Below are 15,200 nucleotides of genomic sequence, written 5' to 3' on the forward strand. Positions count from 1 at the left end.
CGGCGGGGGCGGCAGAGAGAAGAGGCGGGGCAGGATGAGCAGGCGATGGGGATGAGGCGGGTCTCGGCGCGCCCGACGCTGGAGGAAGTGGCGGCCCGTGCCGGGGTCGGCCGGGGCACGGTCTCGCGTGTGATCAACGGCTCGCCGCGGGTGAGCGCGGAGGCCCGCGAGGCGGTGCTGCGGGCGATCGACGAGCTGGGCTACGTCCCCAACCGCGCCGCCCGCACGCTGGTGACCCGGCGCACCGACACGGTGGCGCTGGTGGTGGCCGAGTCCGAGCAGCGGGTGTTCGACGAGCCGTTCTTCGCGGGGATCATCCGCGGGATCAGCACCGAGCTCAGCGACACCGGGCTGCAGCTGCTGCTCGCGCTGGCCCAGTCGCCCGCCGAGTACGCCCGGCTGGAGAACTACCTGACCGGGCAGCACGTGGACGGGGTGCTGCTGACCTCGCTGCACGGCGACGATCCGCTGCCGGCCAAGCTGGAGGCCGGCGGGGTGCCGACGGTGCTCGGCGGCCGGCCGCCGGGGCTGTCGCCCGTGTCCTACGTGGACGTCGACAACCGTGACGGCGCCCGGCAGGCCGTGGACCACCTGCTGCGGCAGGGGCGGCGCCGGATCGCGACGATCGCGGGCCCCCAGGACATGGGGGTGGGCGTCGACCGGCTCACCGGCTACCGCGACGCCCTGGCCGAGGCCGGGCTGCCCGAGCTGGTGGTGTACGGCGACTTCAGCGAGGCCAGCGGTGTCCAGGCGGCCTACGAGCTGCTGGAGCGCGATCCCGCGATGGACGCGGTGTTCGCGGCCGACGACCCGATGGCGCTCGGCGCGATGCGGGTGCTGAAGAAGGAGGGGCGGCGGATCCCCGAGGACGTGGCGGTGATCGGGTTCGAGGACTCGGCCAGCGCCCCGATCGCCGACCCGCCGCTGACCACCGTCCACCAGTCGGTGGAGGAGATGGGCCGCCGGATGGCCAGGCTGCTGATCTCCCGGATCCAGGGCGAGGCGGTGGCCGACCCGGTGGTGATCCTGCAGCCGCATCTGGTGGTCCGCGAGAGCGCCTGACCGGTGGCGTCCGGCCGGTGTTATCGTCGGCCCGACGATTTCAGCCCCCCGGGAGCCGTCCATGACGCCGCACGACCTGCTCGGCCCGCTGCTCGGCCCGCTGCTCCAGCCCGCCTTCCACCTTGGAACGGTCCCGACCAGCTGGGCCGAGCTGCTCGGCTTCGCCACCGGCGCGGTGAACGTCTGGCTGGTGGTCCGCCAGAACATCCTCAACTGGCCGATCGGCATCGCCAACGTGATCCTGCTCGGCCTGGTCTTCCTGGACGGCGGCCTCTACGCCGACGCCGGCCTCCAGGTCGTCTACATCGCGCTCCAGTGCTACGGCTGGTGGGTGTGGCTGTACGGCGGGGAGGGCCGCGACGCGCTGCCCGTCACCCGGACGACCCGGAACGCCTGGATCGCCCTGCTCACCGCCGGCGCCGCCACCACGGGCGTGCTGACCTGGGCGCTGACCGCGTGGACCGACTCCACGGTGCCCTTCTGGGACGCCCTCACCACCGCGCTGTCGCTGATGGCCGTCTACGGCCAGTCCCGCAAGCTGCTGGAGTCGTGGTGGATCTGGATCGCCGCCGACCTGGTCTACATCCCGCTCTACTGGTACAAGGACCTCAAGCTGACCAGCGTCCTCTACGTCATCTTCCTGACCCTGTGCGTGCTGGGCCTGAACGCCTGGCGGCAGGACCACCGGTCCCAGGCCGGCCCCGCCCCGGTGCCCGCATGACGTACCGCCACGGGATGGTGATCGGCAAGTTCTACCCCCCGCACGCCGGGCACCACCACCTCATCGACACCGCGGCGGCGGCGTGCGACCGGGTCACGGTGATCGCGGCCGGCTCCACGGTGGAGAGCGTCCCGCTCGCCCTGCGCGCCGCGTGGCTCCGCGAGACCCACCCGCAGCCGCACGTGGAGATCGTGCCGGTGGTGGACGACCACGAGATCGACTACGACTCCGACGCCGCCTGGGACGCCCATGTCGCCGCCTTCCGCTCGGGGCTCGACGCCCCGGTGGACGCGGTGTTCAGCTCCGAGCCGTACGGGCCCGAGCTGGCCCGGCGGATGGACGCCGCGCACGTCCCGGTGGACCCGCCCCGCGAGCGCTTCCCGGTCAGTGGCACCGCGGTCCGCGACGACCCGGCCGCGTGCTGGCGGTGGCTGGCCCCGCCGGTCCGCGGCCATCTGGCCCGGCGGGTGGTGGTCGTCGGCGCCGAGTCGACCGGCACCACCACCCTCGCCCGCGCCCTCACCGGCCACTACGCCGCGCGCGGCGGCGACTGGGCCGCCACCCGCTGCGTCCCCGAGTACGGCCGCACGTACTGCGAGGAGAAGCTGGCCGCCGCCCGCCGCGCCGCGGGCGATCCCGGCCTGTGGCTGGACGATCTCACCTGGGACGAGGAGGACTTCGCCCGGATCGCCGAACGCCATCTGGCCCTGGAGGACGCCGCCGCCCGTACCGGCTCGCCGGTCCTGGTGTGCGACACCGACGGGTTCGCCACCGCGCTGTGGTACGAGCGCTACCTGGGCCGTCCCGCGCCCGAGGGCTTCCCGCGGCACGAGGCCCGGCACCATCTGTGGATCCTCACCGACACCGGCGGCGTCCCGTTCGAGCAGGACGGCTGGCGGGACGGCGAGTCCGTCCGGCTGTGGATGTCGGGCCGCTTCCGCGAGGAGCTGGACCGCCGCGCGCTCCCCCACGTCGTCGTGACCGGCCCGCACGAGGCCCGCCTGGCCGCCGCCGTGGCCGCCGTAGACGCGCTCCTGGACAAGGGCTGGACGTTCGCCGCCCCGCTGAAGCCCCCGCCTGCCTGATCCGTTCATCAGGCCGCGCCCAGCGTGCGCGCCCGGTCCTCCGAGAGGGCCCCTGCTCCCGACCACGGTCTGCACTGACGGCCCGTCCACGTAGACGGTGCCGCCCGCCCCATCCCTCCGGCGAGGTCAGGCGGCCATTGAACGAGGCACCCCCGCGGGATTGATCTTGTAGTGGTCGACTATGACCCTTGACAGGTCGACTTTGACCCGCGAAACTCCAAAGCGCCGTCGGATTGGAGCGAAGATGACGCAGACCAAGCGAATGACCACGGACACACCGGTGACCGGCGGCGCGGACGCGGCGACCGCGACGATCGTGAACCTGCTCCGGTCGAGGCCCGGCCTGTCCCGGACCGAGATCACGACCGAGACCGCCCTGAGCAAGACCGTGGTCAACCAGCGGGTGCAGGAGCTGCTCGCGGCCGGGGTGCTCACGCAGACGGGGATGCTGCCCAGCTCGGGCGGCCGGCCCGCCAAGGGCCTGCGCCTGGCGGCCGAGAAGGGGTACGTGCTCGCCGCCGAACTCGGCATGACGCACGCCCGGGTGGCCGCCACCGACCTGGAGGGACGCACGCTGCGCGTGGCCGAGGAGGCGCTGGACATGAAGGGCGCCCCGGAGGTCGTGCTGAAGGCCGTCACGGCGGCGATGACGTCCTGTGCATCCGACGCGGCCCCCGGCTCGCGCCTGTGCGGCATCGGCATGGGCGTGCCGGCCCCGGTGGAGTTCGACACCGGACGCGCGATCGCCCCGCCGGTCAATCCCCACTGGCACGAGTTCCCGATCAAGGACTGGCTGGAGCGCCGCCTCGGCGCGCCCGCCTGGATCGACAACGAGGTCAACCTGATGGCGCTGGCCGAGTCGCGGCGCGGCGCCGCGGTCGGCCATGACGACGCGCTCGTCGTCAAGATCGGCGCCTGGGTGGGGGCGGGTCTGATCTCCAACGGGCGGCTGCATCGCGGCGCGCAGGGAAGCGCGGGCAGCCTGGTGAGCATGGCGGGCGGCGAGGCCCTGCTCCGCGAGGCGGCGATCGTGGCGGGCAAGCACCCCGGCGGGCCGCTGCACGCCCTGTTCTCCGCGGGCCGCCCGCGCATCGAGGACGTGGTGCGGCTCGCCGACGAGGGAGACCAGCCCAGCTCCGCGCTGCTGCGGGAGGCGGCCGAGGGCATCGGGCGCACCATCGCCATGTGCGTGGACTTCTTCAACCCGTCGATGATCGTGATCGCCGGGGGCCTGGGCACGTCGGGCGACCGGTTCCTGGCGCAGATCCGCAAGGTCGTCTACGGGAACGCGCTGGCACTGGCGACCCGCGACCTGGTGATCGCCCCCTCCCCGCTCGGCCGCGACTCGGGAATGCTCGGCGCGGCCGTGCTGGCGCTGGACGAGGTCTTCTCGCCGGAACGCCTCGGCGGCACGATCCAGCGGCTGCTCGGCACCGCCGGGGCCGGCGGGACCTCCCGGTGAGCGGCACCCCCCGGCCGGCCCGGCCGCTGCGGGCGCTGATCGTCGGGGCGCGGGGCGTCGGCGCGGTGCACGCCCAGGCGCTCGCTCACGTGCGCGGAGCGTCCGTCGCGGCCGTCGCGGGCTCGTCCGCCGGATCGGCGCGGGAGACCGCGCGCCGCCTCGGTGTTCCGCGCTGGTCGCAGGACTACCGGACGCTGATCGACGATCCGGCGATCGATGTCGTGCACGTGTGCACGCCCAATGACCGCCATCTGCCGGTGGTACGGGACGCGCTGCTCGCGGGCAAGCACGTCGTGTGCGAGAAGCCCCTGGCGGCCACCGTGGCGGACGCGGCGGAGATGGTCCGGCTGGCGGACGGCGCGGACGGCCAGGCGTTCCTCTGCTACAAGTACCGTTACCTGCCCCTGCTGCGGCGGCTGCGTTCCCTGGTGGCGGGCGGGTCCCTCGGCGACGTCCACGCCGTGCGCGGCCACTACCTGCAGAGCTGGAAGCTCGCCGCCGCTCCCGGGGACTGGCGCCACGATCCGCTACGGGCCGGTTTCTCCCCGGTCCTGCTCGACATCGGCACGCACCTCATCGACCTCGTCGAGCACGTCCTCGGCGTGGCCGCCACCCGGCCGCACGCCCGGGTCAGCGACACGGGACCGTCCGGGCTGCCGCAGGCCAACGTGCTCTTCCACGCCGGCGACGCCCTCGGGAGCATCGCCGTCTCCCAGGTCTCACCGGCGAACGACAACCACCTGCGACTCCAGATCGACGGCGCCGAGGCGACCGCCACCTGGAGTTGCGACCATCATGAGTCCCTGCTGGTCACCCGGCAGGCCGGCGGCATCGGCCTGGACACCGGCTCCGCCGGGGGGCTGCGCGAGGTCGCCACCACCGGCTGGGAGAGCGCCCAGCCGCCCCTGGCCAGCGCGATCGCACTGTTCCAGGACATCTACCGGCAGATCGGGTCCTCCGACCCCGCCGGCCGGCCGCCCCGGCCGTCCGACGGGCTTCGCCACCTGCGCTTCTTCTCCGACGCTCACGACGCGCCGGCGCGAGAGCCGATGGCGGACGCCGGCGGCTGAGCCCACGCGCCGCGGCACCCGCCCATCATTCCTTCCCACCCCTCACGGGAGCTCGACATGTTCCACCGACCCCGAAACCCCCGTCGTACCGCCGTTCTCACCACCGCGCTGCTGGCCGGCTCCATGACCTTGACCGCCTGCGTCGGCAACTCGGTGCCGCCGCCCGCCGCCGGCCAGGTGACCGGCGGACCCCAGCCCGGCGAGCCCGCGACGCTGACCGTGCTCAGCCAGTTCGGCGACAACCCGGCTCTGCAGAAGGTGCTGAACCGGCTCAACGACGCCTACCGGCGCCAGAACCCCAAGGTCACCGTCAAGATCCAGTACCTGACCCTGGACGACCTCACCAAGAGCGTGCCCACCGCCCTCGCCTCGGGAGCCGGCCCGGACATCGTCGACTACGACGCCAACGAGTCCTCGCTCGGCACCCTCGCCACGTCCAAGCTGCTGATGCCGCTGGACGCCGCGGCGGCCAGGTACGGCTGGAAGGGCAGGCTGCCGTCCAACATCACCGCCCGCACCACCTACGGCGGCCGGCTGTACGGCGTCGGCCGGTCCAGCGAGGCGGTCGGGCTGTTCTACAACGCGGACCTGTTCCGCCGGCACGGCGCCGGCGAACCCCGCGACCACTGGTCGTTCGAGGCCGCCGCGGCCAGGCTGCGCTCCGCCGGGGTGACCCCGATCACCTTCGGCAACAAGGACCTCTGGCCGTCCTCGCACCTGATGGGCGCGGCCGTGCACGCGGGCGTGCCGCTGGCCACGATCAACGACATCGAGCGGATCGGCGGCAAGGGCGCCTGGACCGACCCGGCCGTCGAGCGGGCGTTCACCCAGGCGCGCCGCTGGGTCGAACGCGGCTGGGTCACGCCGCGGTTCAACGGGGTCGGTTTCGACGACGCGGCCAAGCAGTTCTTCGCCGGCAAGGCCGGCATGGTCATCGAGGGCACCGGGATCACCCCGGACGTGCTGGAGAACATGCGCGGGACCACGGTGCGGTTCGTGCCGTTCCCGATGAGCGATCCGCGGATCCCCCAGCAGGCGGCGGGCGGGGTCGGCGGGGCGTGGGCGGTCTCCGCCGCGGCCAAGGCCCCGGCGATCGCCGCCCACTGGATCGACTTCGTCCACTTCTCGCCGCAGGCCGAACGGGAGTGGCTCCAGGCCGGGGTGCTCCCCACCACCGGGTACCGGCCGGGGCCCGAGGTGCGCGTTCCGGCGCTGGTGCGCGACAACCTCGACGTGATCCGCACGGTCCAGGCCGGTGGGGGGATCGGCGCCTGGACCGGCTACTCCAGCTCGCCCCTGGTCACCGAGGCGTGGAACAGCTCGGCGCAGCGCTTCCTCGACGGCCGGATCAGCGCCGGGCGGTTCGCGGCGGAGCTCCAGAAGGCGCTGGACACCGCCCGCCGCCAGGCCCGGGGCTGAACGCCATGGTGCTCTCATCCGGCACCCGCGGGGTCGCGGCCAGGGCCGGCCGGCCCGCCGCCTCCCCCGCGGCCGGACGCGCCGGCGGCCGGAAGGTGCGGCGGGTGGTCGACGGTTACGCCCTGGTGCTCCCGGCGGCGCTGCTGTACGGCGTGTTCCTGCTGGCCCCGATCGTCCAGACGGTCTACCTGGGCTTCACCCGCTGGGACGGGCTGACCGCCTCGCCGGCCTGGACGGGGCTGGACAACTACCGCAGGCTCGTCGGGGACGAGCGCTTCTTCTCCGCACTGCTCAACAACCTGCGCTGGGTCGCCGGGAGCTGGCTGGCCCAGGGCTTCGGGCTGGCGCTCGCGGCGCTGCTGTCGGCGTCCTGGATCCGTGGCCGGACGGTGTTCCGCACCGTCTTCTTCGTCCCGGCGACCATGTCGCTGGTGGTCGTCGGGATCGTCTGGGACTTCGTCTACAACCCCGGCTGGGGGCTGCTCAACAGCGCGCTGGACACGGTCGGGGCGGGCGCCGCCACCACCGGCTGGCTCTCCGGCGAGTCGACGGCGATGCCCGCCGTCATCGCCACCGCGAACTGGACCTACTTCGGCTTCGCCATGGTCATCTTCATGGCGGGGCTGCAGAACGTCGACCGCTCGCTCTACGAGGCGGCGGCGCTGGACGGGGCCGGGGCGTTCGCGCAGTTCCGGCACATCACCGTCCCGGGGCTGCGCACCCAGATCACCCTGCTGCTGATCGTGTCGTTCATCAACACGCTCCGCACCTTCGACCTGGTCTACGTCATGACCAGCGGCGGCCCCGGCGGCTCCACCGAAGTGGTGGCCTACTACATCTACTCCCTGGCCTTCACCACCCGCCAGGTCGGCTACGGCGCCGCGACCGCCGTGGTGCTCACGGTGCTCACCCTCCTCGTCACGATCGTGTTTCTGCGCCTCCGGGAAAGGGACTGAGGTCAATGGCGGACCGCCCCTCACGCACCATCAGGTCCCTGAGCCATTCGGCGCTCGCGGTGACCGCGGTGATCTCCCTGGCCCCGCTGGTATGGGTCTGGGTCGCCTCGCTGCGGACGTCCGCGGACATCACCGGCGACCCGCTCGGGCTGCCGGGCCGGCCCCACTGGGACAACTACGTCAACGCCTGGACCCAGGCGCGCTTCGCCGACTACCTGGGCAACAGCCTCATCATCGGCGCCGGGACGGTGCTCGTCGTGCTGGTGTGCGCCGTGCCCGCCGCGTACGCGCTGGCGAGCCTGCGGCTGCCGCTGTCGCAGCCGGTCTTCCTCGTGTTCCTGCTCGGCCTGATGATCCCGGTCTGGTCGATCATCATCCCGCTGTTCTTCCAGATGCGGAACCTGGGACTCGTCGACACCCGGACCGGCGCGATCCTCATCGAGGCGTCGCTGGGACTGCCGTTCGCGATCTTCATGCTGCGGGCCTTCATGCAGACCGTCCCGCCGGAGATCATCGACGCCGCCCGCATCGACGGGGCGGGGAACCTGCGGGTCATCTGGTCGGTCGTGCTGCCGCTCGCCCGGCCCACCCTCCAGGCCCTCGTCGTCTTCGAGTTCATGTGGTCCTGGAACGAGATGGTGGTGCCGCTGTTCTTCCTTCAGGACGAAGCGGTCCGGACACTGCCGATCGGGCTCACCTTCTTCCAGGGCCGTTTCACCAGCGACACCGGTGTCATCGCCGCCGGGACGACCCTGGCCACGATCCCCGTCCTCCTCGTCTATCTGCTGCTCAACCGGCAGTTCATCCGCGGCCTCACCGCAGGAGCCACCAGATGACCTTCATCACCGGCCGGATCGCCGAGATCACCGGCCCGCGCACCTTCACCGTCCGGGAGCACCGCTTCGATCCACCGCGGCCCGGCGAGGTCCTCGTCCAGGTCGACCGGGTCGGGATCTGCGCCAGCGACCTGCACGACTGGCGGACCGGCCCGGCGGGCGGGAAGCCGCTGCGGCTCGGTCACGAACCGGTCGGCACCGTCCACACGGTCGGCGCCGGCGTCACCGGGCTGCGCCCCGGCCAGGTCGTCACCGGCCGCCTGGTGCCCTCGTTCGCCAGCCATGTGACGGCCGACCCGGCCGACATCGTCGTCGTACCCGAGGGGGTCGATCCCGCCCTCGCGTTCGGGGAACCGCTCGGCTGCGTCGTCGAGGGGTACCGGCGCGCGCGGCCGGCCGTGGGGGCGCGCACGGCGGTGATCGGGCTCGGCTTCATGGGCCTGGTCATGGCCCGGTTGCTCGCCCAGAGCCCCGTCTGCGAGGTGTGGGGGATCGACCCCCGGGACGACGCGCGGGACGCCGCCGCGGCGGTCGGCGCCACCCGGCTGTTCCACCCGGACGACCCGGGGCTCGAGCCGTCCTCGGCCGACCTGGTCGTGGAGGCCAGCGGCACGCAGGCGGGCCTGGACCTGGCGACCGTCCTGGCCGCCGAGCACGGGGCGCTGTCGATCCTCGGCTACCACCGGGGCCCCGCCCGCGCCATCGATCTCACCACCTGGAACTGGAAGGCCCTCGACGTCGTCAACGCGCACGTCCGGGACGGGCGCGTCCTCGCCGACGCCACCCGGGCGGCGTTGCGCCTCATGGCCTGCGGCCGCCTGGACCTCGCGCCCCTCCTCACCCACGAGTACCCGCTCGACCGGATCGACGAGGCGTACCAGGCCCTGGACGCCAAGCCGCACGGCTTCGTCAAGGCCACCGTGACCCTCTGACCCCTACCGTTCACCTGACTGAGCCACCCGGGGGCCAGATCCGCCGGCCGAGCAGTACGACCCGCACGGCGAACGGGGGCTCGGCGACCACCCCCAAGCCCTACAGCATCTCGGCCATCAACTGCGCCCTGCTCCTGGACACGCCATGAGGCGGGTGTCGCCGGCCTCGCCGGCGACACCCGCCCCGCCCTCGCGACCCGTGGCCGCGGTGGCTCGGCGAACCTGGTGTGCCGCCGGTCAGCGCAGGCCCGTCAGCGCCGCGAGATTGGCCTCCACCTTCCTGAACGCGCCCGCCATCTCCGCGATGAGGTCGTCGTCGCGATGCACGTAGTTCCAGGGGATCTCGATCGAGGTGGCGACCTTCTCCTCACATCCCGGCAGAGGGAGCCGGGTCGGATCCTGTCCCGACCGCCGGATGGTCCCGGTCCACATGACCTTCGGGCCGGACCAATCCGGGCTCATCCGCGGGGACTGGTGGAGACCCCGCTCGACGTAGGCGACCGCCGGTACCCCTTCGGCCTGGAGCGCGCGCAGGACCTCGTCACGCCCGACCTCGGGCAGGAGGCGCCGGACGTTCAGGGTCACCATGTGGAAGACAGGGTGGTCCTCGTCCGCGTACCGGGGGAAGGAGAAGAGCTCGGAGTCCTCCAGGAGCCGCCGGAGAAGACCGGCGTTGGCGCGGCGGGCGTCGTTCTCCTCGTTCAGGTGCGGGAGGCGGTCCAGCGCGAGCACCAGGGACGGGACGTTGGGGCGATAGGTATAGACGAGGGAGTCGATGTGACCGCGCAGCTCGTCGGGGAACCCGGGCTCGCTCGCGCGTCCGATGAGCTCGCCGCGCCCAGCGTGCTGACAGCTGATCGTCGCCTTCCAGTACACCTCCTCCAGCCGCGTCACGAGGTAGCCGCCCTCCGCGCTCGCCAGCGGCTTGACCCCGTTGATCGAGAAGCCCGACGCGTGCCCGAACGAGCCCACCGGCCGCCCGGCATGCCGCGCGCCGTGGGCCTGGCTGCCGTCCTCGACGACCCGGAGATCGTGTGCCTCGGCGAACTTCATGATCGCCGTCATGTCCGCCGGCTGTCCGTACAGATGCGGAACCATGATCGCCCTGGCCCGCGAAGTGAGTGCGCCTTCGAGCGCGGCCGGATCGATCAGGCCGGTGTCGGGGAGCACGTCGCAGAACACCGGCATGGCACCGTTGTGCAGGATGCAGGACACCGAGGCGCCCCACGAGTACGGTGAGGTGATCACCTCGTCGCCCTCGGTGATCTCCAGGCCGATCAGCGCGGACTGCAGGGCTCCGTGCCCGGAGGCCGCCGCGAGGCAATGGCTCACCTGGTGAAGCTCGGCGAGCCGTCCCTCGAATTCTGCGACGATCGGATGCCCCTTGCTCAGGCCCTGGGTCGGGCCGTCGGCCAGTACGGCGCACAGACGCCGCAATGCCTCCGGGGAGAATTCGGGATACCTGGGCTGCCGTCGCGAGAACGCGCTCGGACCACCGAGGATCGCCAGATCGTTTCCTGACGACATGACCATGGGCGATGAGCCTCCTTGATGGGTCGGTTCTGAGCCGTCAATTGAGCCGGAGCAGCCGCGCCGCGTTCCGGTAGAAGAGCTTCTCGGTCGCCGCTGCCGGAAGACCGAGACCACGCAGCGGCCACGACCCCTGAAAGGGCAGTGGGGAAGGAATCGGCTCAGTGCTCTCGAAGAACGTCACATGGAGTCGGAGATAGTTCTCCAACAACGGATCGCCTGTGCTCACCTCTGGCATGGACTCGGCGGCGCTCCGGATGATGTCCGTGCCGAAGAGAATCCGGTCCTCATGGTCCCGGAATATGCGCAGCACCGCGTCTCGGTCCCGTTCGCGCCCCAGGTCGGCGATGCGGGCCGCGGTGTCCACGGAGAGGTTGGGATATCTGGTGAGAAGCCCATGCAGCCGGTCGAACTCCAGGAAGGACCCGAAATGCACGGCCACGAAACGCGTCTCCGGATGGCCTTCGATGAGCCGGACCAGATCGTCGTGGATGGATTCGAGCGCCGGATATCTGGACCGGTCGCCGTACCAGTACTCCGGATGGATCTCGAGTTCGTGGCGCCGTTCGTTCCGGTCGTCCAGGGGCTGGAAGAACGCGGGCGCGTCGCCGACATGGATCGCGACCGGCAACCCGAGAGCGGCGGCCGTCCGCCACAGCCAGCCCAGCCTGTCATCGCAGACCCGGACGAGTTCACCGTCGGTGTCCCGGAGCCACAAGCCGAGGTTCTTCCAGACCTTCAGCCCGCACGCACCGGCCCGGACGGCCCGCCGGAACGCGGCGACCCCGCGTTCGGCGAAGTCCTCCGACCCGATGCCGGCGAGATCCGGCTTGTAGAAGAAGCGCATCCTGGCGGCCTCGGGGGAAGCCGGGTCGAGCCATCGGTCCACCGGGCGCGGAGGGGTGGACATGTCCCACAGATTCACCGCGATGTCCACGCCGTTGGCCTCGGCGAAGTCGCGGAACCAGGGCAGCCAGTCGCGATCGACATGAGCGTGAAAGTCGATCAGGGGACGGTCGTCGGCGGTACGCATGTCGTCCTCACCCGTTCAGCGTGGGCGCCTGCGCGCCCGACTCGATGGCCTTGATCTGCGCGAGCACCGCGGCCGCGTTCTCCTTGGTGATCAAAGGGAAGCGCGGCACCGCGACCTCTCGTGGCACCGTCTCGCCGGAGGCCAACGCGTGGGCCGTCTTGACGCCCAGCGCGCCGATCGTCTCGCTCGGGTACCGGACGGCGCCGTCCTGGACGTTGCCGCCGGCGATGTGGCGCAGGTTCGCCGTCTGACCGTCCCCGCCTATGACGACCAGGTCCTTCCCGGCCGCCCGGAGCGCTTCGATGGTGCCGATGGTCGCGATGTCGGTGCTGTTGAAGACGCCCCGCAGTCCGGCATGGGCGGTGAGCATGTTCTCGCTGATCGTCCTCGCCTTGGCCGGTTCGCACTGGGCGTCGGCGAAGGCCACGACCTTGATGTTGGGTGCGAGCCCGGCCTTGAACCCGTTGACGCGCGCCTGCGAGTCCGCGTTGCTCGCCACGCAGGTGATGATGCCGATGTCACCACCGGAGGGCAGCTGAGCGGACATGAACCTGCCCGCATCGGTGTAGGCCGGCGACTGATCGAACTGAACGTGCGAGTCGGCCCTTGCCTGGGCGATGGGCTGGCCGACCGTGACCACCTTGACGCCGGCCTTGCGCGCCGCCTCCAGCGCGGGCGCCAGTTGCGGGCCGTTACCGCCCGCGTCGACGGCGATGGCGTCGTACTTCCGGGTGACCGCGTTCTGGATCTTGGCGATGAAGGCGGTCGCGTCCTGGCGCCCGGTGCCCGAATCCACCGTCAGGGCCAGGTTCTTGTACTGCTTGGCCTGCGCCTTGGCACCGGCCTGCTCACGGGTGTACGCCTCGTCGGACAGGGTGGGCAGCAAATAGAGGACCTTGATCTGGTCTCCGGCCGTGCCGGTGGCGTTCTCGGACGCGCATCCGGCCGCGGCTCCGGCCAGCAGGGCCAGGCCGGCGGCGAAGGCCGGCACCTTGGTGAATCTCATCGGGGTTCTCCTCTCGGGACGGGACACGGGGCGGTCATCCGGCTCCGACGATCATGGAGACGATGCGGTGTTCGTTGGCCTTGACGGCCTCGGCCTCGCCGACCACGCGGCCCTGCCGCAGGACGACGGCACGGTCGGCGATCTCCAGGACGTGCTCGATGTTGTGGGAGATGAGGATGACCGAGACGCCCTGCTCGGGAAGGGCCTTGATCAGGTCGATGACCTGGCGGCTCTCGCGCAGCCCGAGCGCCGCGGTCGGCTCGTCCAGGATCACCACGCGGCTGGCGAAGGCCGCGGCGCGGGCGACCGCGACCGCCTGGCGCTGCCCGCCCGACATCAGGCCGATGGGCTGCCGCGGATCGGGAATCGTGATCTTGAGTTTCCGGGACGCCTCCCGCCACTGCGCGGCCATGTCCCGGGTGCGCAGCAGGGCGAGCGGGCCGAGGAACCTCGGGCGGCGGTGTTCGCGTCCGATGAACATGTTCGACAGCACGTCCAGGTTGTCGAAGACGGCCAGGTCCTGGTACACGGTCTCGATGCCCGCCCGGCGCGCGTCGGCCGGGCCTTGGAACGTGACACTGACACCGTCCATGGAGATCTCTCCAGCGTCCAGCCGGTGCACGCCGGAGAGGACCTTGATGAGAGTGGACTTGCCGGCGCCGTTGTCGCCGAGGAGAGCCAGGATCTCGCCGGCGCCCAGCGACAGGTCGACGTCGCGCAACGCGACGACCCGCCCGAACGCCTTGCGCGCTCCGGCGACCCGCAGCACCGGCGCCGCAGTACCTTCCGGGGACGTCATGCCTCGACCTCCCCCGCCTGAGAGCGCGAGACCCGGTCCTCCAGGTGCTTGCGGGCGACGTCCAGTTCGAGCGCGACCACGATGATCACACCGATCGCCACCAGCTGCATGTACGGGTTGACGTTGAGCAGGTCGAGCCCGTTGCGGATGGTGCCGAGGATGAGCGCGCCGACCAGAACGTTGAGCAGTGATCCGCGCCCGCCGAACAGGCTGGTTCCGCCGATGACCACGGCGGTGATCGCGTCGAGGATGTTGCCGCTGCCGGCCAGGGGGGTGGCGCTGTCGGTCTGGCCCGCTGTGATCAGCCCGGCCACGCCGGCCGTCAGGCCGCACAGGACGTAGACGGCGATGGTCAGCCCTCCGGTGGGCAGCCCCATCCGCTCCGCGCCCTCGGGGTTGCCGCCCAAGGCGTAGAGCCAGCGCCCGAACTGCGTGTGCGAGATGACGACATAGAGCACCGCACCGAGGCCCAGGACGATGACGACGGGGACGGGGACCGGCCCCAGCCGCCCCGCGCCGAGCGTCCCCACCAGGTCGGGCAGGCCGACGACGGCGACGCCGCCGGTGAGGGTCTGGGACAGCCCGGTCGCCACCCCCAGGGTGGCCACGGTGACGATGAGCGGCTGAGGCAGCCGCCCCTTCACGATGATCACGCCGTTGACCAGGCCGACCAGGCCACCGGCCGCGATCATCGCGAGCACGAACAGCACACCCGATCCCCCGGCCCCGACGAGCTTCACCGCGACGATGGCCGAGAACGCGACCACCGCGGCCACGGAGATGTCGATCCCGCGGATCAGGATCACCAGGAACTGGCCCAGGGCCAGGGCCATCACGATCGAGCTTTGCGAGCCGAGGTTGGTGATGTTCTCCGGGACGAGGAAATGAGGGCTCGCCACGGCGAAGACACCGGCGATCACGAGCAGCATCAGCAGCGGGCCGACCTGTATGACCTTCAGGAGCAGGGCCGCCGGCGTCAGGGTCGCGTTCGACCGTAGGACCCGGTCGCGCAGCCCCCGATCGCGTACGGTCCGCCCGGCGGGCGCTCCGTTCGGCGGCTCGCCCGCGGGTCGCCGCGAAACGGTGTCCGACCCGCGGTGCCCGGTCACCGGCGCTCACCCGGAGATGGAACCGCCCCCGGCGGACGAGGCGGGATGCCTCCCATCGAGCGGGGCCGGACGGAGGGACACCTCCGGCCTGCTGTGGCGACTGACACACGGGCCTCCCACAGAATCGTTCTGAGCTGGGCTTTTGCCGAACTGGTGACGGAGTCTAGGCACAGCCGGGGA

General features: G+C 71.8%; 14 protein-coding genes. 9 read left to right on the forward strand and 5 right to left on the reverse strand.

The genetic code is table 11. The annotated features are described in order from the left end of the window. Window positions 1–45: 45 nt before the first annotated feature. From IW256_RS25755 to IW256_RS25795, 9 genes are all read left to right on the forward strand, one after another. Window positions 46–1,062, forward strand: a complete 1,017-nt coding sequence (locus IW256_RS25755) for a LacI family DNA-binding transcriptional regulator (RefSeq protein ID WP_197013415.1) — start codon at window positions 46–48, stop codon at window positions 1,060–1,062. Between the two features lie 61 nt (window positions 1,063–1,123). Next, window positions 1,124–1,783, forward strand: coding sequence for a nicotinamide riboside transporter PnuC (gene pnuC / locus IW256_RS25760; protein ID WP_197013416.1), 660 nt, complete (start codon window positions 1,124–1,126; stop codon window positions 1,781–1,783). Then, window positions 1,780–2,868 carry an AAA family ATPase gene (locus IW256_RS25765; RefSeq protein WP_197013417.1) on the forward strand — a complete coding sequence of 363 codons (1,089 nt, stop codon included), beginning with the start codon at window positions 1,780–1,782 and terminating at the stop codon, window positions 2,866–2,868. The genes pnuC and IW256_RS25765 overlap by 4 nt, the downstream gene beginning before the upstream one ends. 262 nt (window positions 2,869–3,130) lie before the next feature. Beyond that, the gene (locus IW256_RS25770) at window positions 3,131–4,330 is read left to right on the forward strand and encodes an ROK family transcriptional regulator (protein WP_197013418.1); all 1,200 of its coding nucleotides are present in this window, start codon (window positions 3,131–3,133) and stop codon (window positions 4,328–4,330) included. Next, a complete protein-coding gene (locus IW256_RS25775) occupies window positions 4,327–5,400 on the forward strand; it encodes a Gfo/Idh/MocA family protein (protein WP_197013419.1) in 1,074 nt (357 codons plus the stop codon). The genes IW256_RS25770 and IW256_RS25775 overlap by 4 nt, the downstream gene beginning before the upstream one ends. Window positions 5,401–5,457: 57 nt before the next feature. Then, a complete protein-coding gene (locus tag IW256_RS25780) occupies window positions 5,458–6,819 on the forward strand; it encodes an ABC transporter substrate-binding protein (RefSeq protein ID WP_197013420.1) in 1,362 nt (453 codons plus the stop codon). Between the two features lie 5 nt (window positions 6,820–6,824). After that, window positions 6,825–7,775 (forward strand): carbohydrate ABC transporter permease, encoded by a 951-nt coding sequence (locus IW256_RS25785; protein WP_197013421.1) that lies wholly within the window; start codon window positions 6,825–6,827, stop codon window positions 7,773–7,775. A 5-nt stretch (window positions 7,776–7,780) separates the two neighbouring features. Next, on the forward strand, window positions 7,781–8,611 hold the full coding sequence (locus tag IW256_RS25790) for a carbohydrate ABC transporter permease (protein ID WP_197013422.1): 831 nt from the start codon (window positions 7,781–7,783) through the stop codon (window positions 8,609–8,611). Continuing rightward, window positions 8,608–9,543, forward strand: a complete 936-nt coding sequence (locus IW256_RS25795) for an alcohol dehydrogenase catalytic domain-containing protein (RefSeq protein ID WP_197013423.1) — start codon at window positions 8,608–8,610, stop codon at window positions 9,541–9,543. Before IW256_RS25790 ends, IW256_RS25795 begins: the two co-directional genes overlap by 4 nt. A 237-nt stretch (window positions 9,544–9,780) precedes the next feature. On the opposite strand, the gene IW256_RS25800 is transcribed toward IW256_RS25795, so the two are convergent. The 5 genes from IW256_RS25800 to IW256_RS25820 are packed head-to-tail and all read right to left on the reverse strand — an operon-like array spanning window position 9,781 to window position 15,020. Continuing rightward, complete coding sequence (locus IW256_RS25800) at window positions 9,781–11,076, reverse strand: DegT/DnrJ/EryC1/StrS family aminotransferase (RefSeq protein WP_197013424.1); 1,296 nt, start codon at window positions 11,074–11,076, stop codon at window positions 9,781–9,783. Window positions 11,077–11,113: 37 nt separating this feature from the next. Further along, a complete protein-coding gene (locus tag IW256_RS25805; protein ID WP_197013425.1) occupies window positions 11,114–12,106 on the reverse strand; it encodes an amidohydrolase family protein in 993 nt (330 codons plus the stop codon). A gap of 7 nt (window positions 12,107–12,113) precedes the next feature. Next, window positions 12,114–13,112, reverse strand: coding sequence for a sugar ABC transporter substrate-binding protein (locus tag IW256_RS25810; protein WP_197013426.1), 999 nt, complete (start codon window positions 13,110–13,112; stop codon window positions 12,114–12,116). Between the two features lie 34 nt (window positions 13,113–13,146). Continuing rightward, window positions 13,147–13,911 (reverse strand): ATP-binding cassette domain-containing protein, encoded by a 765-nt coding sequence (locus IW256_RS25815; RefSeq protein WP_197013427.1) that lies wholly within the window; start codon window positions 13,909–13,911, stop codon window positions 13,147–13,149. After that, window positions 13,908–15,020 (reverse strand): ABC transporter permease, encoded by a 1,113-nt coding sequence (locus IW256_RS25820; protein WP_197013428.1) that lies wholly within the window; start codon window positions 15,018–15,020, stop codon window positions 13,908–13,910. Before IW256_RS25820 ends, IW256_RS25815 begins: the two co-directional genes overlap by 4 nt. Between the last annotated feature and the right edge of the window lie 180 nt (window positions 15,021–15,200).

The sequence above is a fragment of the Actinomadura viridis genome, assembly GCF_015751755.1.
Taxonomy (GTDB): Bacteria; Actinomycetota; Actinomycetes; order Streptosporangiales; family Streptosporangiaceae; genus Spirillospora; species Spirillospora viridis.

Excerpts from the sequence above, each read along its gene's own strand:
- IW256_RS25780 (WP_197013420.1), top strand. The coding sequence starts at position 5,458 with ATGTTCCACCGACCCCGAAACCCCCGTCGTACCGCCGTTCTCACCACC.
- IW256_RS25805 (WP_197013425.1), bottom strand. The coding sequence starts at position 12,106 with ATGCGTACCGCCGACGACCGTCCCCTGATCGACTTTCACGCTCATGTC.
- IW256_RS25790 (WP_197013422.1), top strand. The coding sequence starts at position 7,781 with ATGGCGGACCGCCCCTCACGCACCATCAGGTCCCTGAGCCATTCGGCG.
- pnuC (WP_197013416.1), top strand. The coding sequence starts at position 1,124 with ATGACGCCGCACGACCTGCTCGGCCCGCTGCTCGGCCCGCTGCTCCAG.
- IW256_RS25765 (WP_197013417.1), top strand. The coding sequence starts at position 1,780 with ATGACGTACCGCCACGGGATGGTGATCGGCAAGTTCTACCCCCCGCAC.
- IW256_RS25795 (WP_197013423.1), top strand. The coding sequence starts at position 8,608 with ATGACCTTCATCACCGGCCGGATCGCCGAGATCACCGGCCCGCGCACC.
- IW256_RS25815 (WP_197013427.1), bottom strand. The coding sequence starts at position 13,911 with ATGACGTCCCCGGAAGGTACTGCGGCGCCGGTGCTGCGGGTCGCCGGA.
- IW256_RS25810 (WP_197013426.1), bottom strand. The coding sequence starts at position 13,112 with ATGAGATTCACCAAGGTGCCGGCCTTCGCCGCCGGCCTGGCCCTGCTG.
- IW256_RS25785 (WP_197013421.1), top strand. The coding sequence starts at position 6,825 with ATGGTGCTCTCATCCGGCACCCGCGGGGTCGCGGCCAGGGCCGGCCGG.
- IW256_RS25800 (WP_197013424.1), bottom strand. The coding sequence starts at position 11,076 with ATGGTCATGTCGTCAGGAAACGATCTGGCGATCCTCGGTGGTCCGAGC.
- IW256_RS25755 (WP_197013415.1), top strand. The coding sequence starts at position 46 with ATGGGGATGAGGCGGGTCTCGGCGCGCCCGACGCTGGAGGAAGTGGCG.
- IW256_RS25770 (WP_197013418.1), top strand. The coding sequence starts at position 3,131 with ATGACCACGGACACACCGGTGACCGGCGGCGCGGACGCGGCGACCGCG.